The sequence below is a fragment of the Lancefieldella parvula genome (genome assembly GCF_963530955.1).
GTDB classification, from domain to species: domain Bacteria; phylum Actinomycetota; class Coriobacteriia; order Coriobacteriales; family Atopobiaceae; genus Lancefieldella; species Lancefieldella parvula_A.
Window position 1 is genome coordinate 1 of the sequence record NZ_CAUSFQ010000100.1, and the last position, 4,430, is coordinate 4,430.

The 4,430-nt window shown below is 44.4% G+C and carries 6 protein-coding genes; 4 read left to right on the plus strand and 2 right to left on the minus strand.

Features of this window, described 5'->3' with window-relative positions:
• Positions 1-210 (plus strand): S-adenosylmethionine:tRNA ribosyltransferase-isomerase (locus RWJ43_RS06095; RefSeq protein WP_314008975.1); only part of this gene is annotated, 210 nt, incomplete at its 5' end.
• 119 nt (positions 211-329) lie between these two features.
• Here the strand turns inward: RWJ43_RS06095 and RWJ43_RS06100 are convergent.
• Positions 330-1,640 carry a hypothetical protein gene (locus tag RWJ43_RS06100; RefSeq protein WP_314008977.1) on the minus strand — a complete coding sequence of 437 codons (1,311 nt, stop codon included), beginning with the start codon at positions 1,638-1,640 and terminating at the stop codon, positions 330-332.
• A 183-nt stretch (positions 1,641-1,823) separates the two neighbouring features.
• Between RWJ43_RS06100 and RWJ43_RS06105 the strand changes: the two genes are divergently transcribed.
• A complete protein-coding gene (locus RWJ43_RS06105) occupies positions 1,824-2,096 on the plus strand; it encodes an HPr family phosphocarrier protein (protein ID WP_035427753.1) in 273 nt (90 codons plus the stop codon).
• Positions 2,097-2,164: 68 nt separating this feature from the next.
• A complete protein-coding gene (locus RWJ43_RS06110) occupies positions 2,165-2,542 on the plus strand; it encodes a phage holin family protein (protein ID WP_314008979.1) in 378 nt (125 codons plus the stop codon).
• Here RWJ43_RS06110 and RWJ43_RS06115 read toward each other — a convergent pair.
• On the minus strand, positions 2,511-3,737 hold the full coding sequence (locus RWJ43_RS06115; RefSeq protein WP_314008980.1) for an Mbeg1-like protein: 1,227 nt from the start codon (positions 3,735-3,737) through the stop codon (positions 2,511-2,513). The two genes, RWJ43_RS06110 and RWJ43_RS06115, sit on opposite strands and share 32 nt — an antisense overlap.
• A gap of 72 nt (positions 3,738-3,809) precedes the next feature.
• Here RWJ43_RS06115 and RWJ43_RS06120 point away from each other — a divergent pair.
• On the plus strand, positions 3,810-4,430 hold a 621-nt coding region (locus RWJ43_RS06120), incomplete at its 3' end, for an acyltransferase (RefSeq protein WP_314008982.1).

The window sequence follows — 4,430 nt, forward strand, 5'->3', positions numbered from 1 at the left end:
GAAAACGCAACCACCAATCTCTATTTGATGCCAGGCTCTACGTTCCACGTGGTAGACACCATGGTGACCAACTTCCACGTTCCGCGTTCAACTTTGATGATGCTGGTTTCTGCGTTTGCAACGCGCGAGCAGATTATGGACGCCTATCAAAGTGCTCTTGACGAGAAGTACCGCTTCTTGTCATTTGGTGATGCCATGATCATCATTTAGTGTGCTTGGTTACGTGACCGTGACCCTTACGTTTAAATTGAGAGTTTAGATGTAGAAAAAGTACTCACAGTATTGTGAGCACTTTTTTCATAAGATGATTTGTCTGGGCAAAGACTAAATTACCAGTTAAAAATCAGCCAAACAAAAGACGCAAGAATCGCTATCATGCCAAGAACAACAATGATGAAGCCAATGCGCTGACCACGAGTTGTCTCTCGAAGGATTTTCTCGCCAGTAATAAGCTCTTTAAGGGTGAGCTGCTTGGTATTGATGTTCATTACTTGCTCGTCAACAGACTTTCTGAGCTGCTCAGTAATTTCTGGTGTTGCATGAATTTCTTTAGCATCGTCAATAATCGACTGTGCTTCATCATGTTTATCTGCTGCTTCGTTAAAGAGCTCCTTGGCTGTCTTAATTTTCTCTTCAAGACTCTCTATATCTTTGCTTAGAATCCTCTGACGAGCATTAGCCTCAGCTACCACGGCGTCATATTCCTGCTGTTTCTGCTCATAATCTTTGCGTGCTGCATCAATAGAAGACTCTGAGGATTCCAACGATTTGCCCTGGGTCCAGTAATGCGTTTGTGCCATCTCAAGTGAAGACTGGAAAGAGTTCTGTAGTTCCTCAACTTGCTTTTGGGCCTGCTCTGCACGAGCAAGCTCTGACTTAAGGTCTTCCTCAATACGAACAATTGCATCGTGGTTAGCAGCAGGGTCTGTCTTAAGACCAGCAAGCTCCTCTCTCAGAGAAAGCTGTCTTGCCTGGGAGTTTTCCAGTGCTTTATTTGCAGACGCTACAGCAGCATCGCGTTTCTCGGTAACTTCTTTAAGCTGAGCCTCGGCGTTTTTAACACCACGCTGTGCCTCAGAGATTGTTTTTGAAATATCGTCTAGCCTGCCTTTTGCTGTGGCAGCAACTTCTTTGTAAGGCTTAATCTTTGCTTCGTCGTCAACTTTTTGCTGTTCAAGCTTCTGAATAAGCTGGTTTTTCTTAACCGTGAGAAGGTCCACTTGCGTAGATTGATCGCTCATGACCTGAGCGGTTTCTGCAAAAATTTTCTCTTGCTCAGCAATAATCTGGTCAAATGAGCTCTGTACGTAGTCTCTGTGTTCTAGATCTTGCTTGTCTTGAGCAAGGTGTTCTTGCATCTGCTTAAGCTCTTGCTTTGCAGAGTTTGTCTCTTTGGCAGCGTTGTGGACTTCTTTGGTAGCCTGGAAACCTTCTGCAACAGCGGTTGTGGCGCTCTCAAATGCGCTGCTAACACCTTTTGCTACAACCTGAGTAGTGTCCTTGGCAATCTTTTGAATGTCCTGGGATTTGCTGGGTTCAGGTGTGTCTGCAGACTCATTCTGCTCATTAGAAGTGGTTACTTGAGTATCTATCGTGTCCAATTCCTCAGGTTTTGAGTTTTGGATATCGTTTTCAGCCATGGTGAACCTCCTACAAGAGTTCCGACTTTTTATTTTTACCCTGTTTTTGAGCAAATCATAGTCTAATTTGGTTCTTTCTGGAAATAAGATTGGATATAATACGTTATGTTTTGTTACGATAGTAACGATTAATCGAGAATAACTCTCGAGTAGATTTTTGGTTTCCGGAAGGGGAGTCCACTTATGGTTTCAAAGCAGACTACTATCATCAATGCAACTGGTCTTCACGCTCGTCCAGCATCCGTCTTTGTTTCTGAGGCAAAGAAGTTTGAGAGCAACGTCACCATCAAGAATGTTGACAAGGACTCCGCACCAGTTAACGCTAAGTCCATCATGATGATTCTTGCTGCTGGCCTTGGTACTGGCACCAAGATTGAGATTGCATGCGACGGCGCTGACGAGCAGGCAGCCCTTGACGCTCTCGTTGCTCTTGTTGACAGCGGCTTCGGCGAGTAAGTTTCTAACTTACATAAAAGTGCACGTCAAGCCCGGCTTTGCCGGGCTTTTTTCAAAGAGAGGTTAGTATGACATTTGTTGCAACATGGCTTGTAACTACTGTTGCTACGTTGGTGGCCTGCACCTTAATTCCAGGTCTAACTATTGTGGGAGGCTCGTGGGCAGGTCCTATTCTGTTCTCGTTAGTACTCGCAGCAGTCAATACGGGCATTAAGCCTGTTGTTAAGCTACTCTCATTGCCTATTAATGTGCTGACCCTAGGTATTTTCTCACTCTTTATTAATGCTTTTATGCTTGAGCTTTCAAGTTTTATTTCTAGGAATTTGCTGCATGCGGGCGTTGCTATTGATTCTTTAGGCACCGCTATACTGGTATCACTAGTTATCTCAATTGTCTCTTCAATTGTGATTAGCCTTACTGGTCTGAAGAAGGAGAACCTTTCGTAAGTTCCTTCTGGGCTTTATCCAGTTTGGCAAAGCTTTCTGAGATAGCAGAAGTTAGCTGAGAAATCTGGGAAGACTCAGTAATGTTTTCAATCAAAGATGTTGCTGATGCATTGACAAGCGAACTAAGGAGGTCAAAAAAGACTTCTTTGGTTTGCTTTTCTGTTTTAGTGAGTGCTGCAACAACAGGCTGTAAGTTTGCGGGCGAGCTAATAATGTCGCTGAAATAGACTGCTCCGCCTGCAGAGAGTGCGTCGAAGAGCTCATTGGTAAAGTGCTCTCGATCAGAGAGGGGGAGTTCTTTATACCAGTTGCTAAACGCTTCATTAATTTTTTTACATTCCAGCTGGAAATCATCAGCAAACTCAAAGGTGTCGCGCATGACCTGCCATGAAACACCGTCGTGAGCCATCATACCTGTCTCGGAGCTTTTTACGATGAGCTTCGGAACAGCAGGATCATCAAAAATCATGCCAACCACACTAAACTCAGGCAAAATACGAATGTATTTATCTCCAAGTACCTTATGGGCTGTGGCGGGAAGAATTTCTGGACACATGTTAGGACCGTCGTTACTCCAGACGCGATCAAACGTGCCAAGCAGTTCTTCAGGGCAAACTGTTGCTGCGTATGCCGCAAGGTTGCCGCCCTTAGAGTGACCGCCAACCATAACGTTTGCGCAGGTAGTACTATTACCATCTGCAAGGTGTTCGCGAATACGCTTCTCAAGGTATAGTGCTGCTGATTTATCAGCGGATGTAACCTGGAAGCTAAGGTTAAGGTTTTCTCGCCAGCCAACGAGCGTGCCGTCAGTTCCTCTAAAAGAAACAAACATCTGCCCCGTAGGAAGATAAGCGGTAAACGCTGCAAACTGTAGGTTTTTCTCGACATTAATGCGGTCTACATAGCGGCCAAGCTCAATGTTGGCAAAGCGGGGAGCGTTAACCAGTGCCTCAAGAAAAGTTCCATCAACGCGAGAAAATCCCGTGATAAGAGACGGGTCGTCATCGAGTTTCTTCAGCATTTTGGCGCAAGCGTCACCAAGCAGAATGCGTTTCTCGCTACGCTCAGAAGGCACTATGCCGCCAAATCCCAGATAGGAAAGGATTGAGAGAATCAGGTTATCGACGTTGTTAAAAGGGTCATTCTCAAACGTCAGATCGCCGCGCCAGTGTAGATAGTCAACGACATTTGCCATGATGCCTCTTTCCTGCTGGTACTTTTCGTATACTAAGCATAGATGAAGTTTGATTGATTTGGGGAGAAGTCCGTGGAAAAAGCTACAGTTTCTTCAAAAGCAACTACCGTTAAGAAACGATTTGTTTTTGCAGATGTTCTTACCATTTTGGCAGGTATTGCTGTTGTTATGTTACATACCTCGCTCAACGTTTTTTCTCTTGCGCACACTAAAACATGGGCTTTCTCTTTAGCTCTGCAAGCAGCGTTTATTTATGCGGTACCCATCTTTTTTATGCTGAGTGGTATGAATCTGCTTGGGTATAGAAGTAAATACTCCACAAAAACATTCTTTATGAAGCGTGCAAGAAAGACGCTGATGGCGCTCATTTTTGGCAGCGTAGCGGTGTATCTGATGTACGTGCTTTTTCCTACAAAGTTTTGGGGTGCCGAAGAGGTTGCGGCAAGCGCTGGTGTTGCTGATTTTGTAAAGCGCTTTATGACTAACAATATCAATAGCACTCTTTGGTTTATCTATACCATTTTGTATCTGTATCTTTTGACACCTGTGCTTTCTTTGGTAGTTCAAAAGAAAGAAACCCTGCTTTATGTTATGTCGCTCACGCTCTTTGTGAGCTTTGGTTTGCCTCTTCTTGAGTGTCTTGGTGTTCGTGGTGTTTACTTTGATCAGCTGTTTAGATGGGCTGCGTTTAAC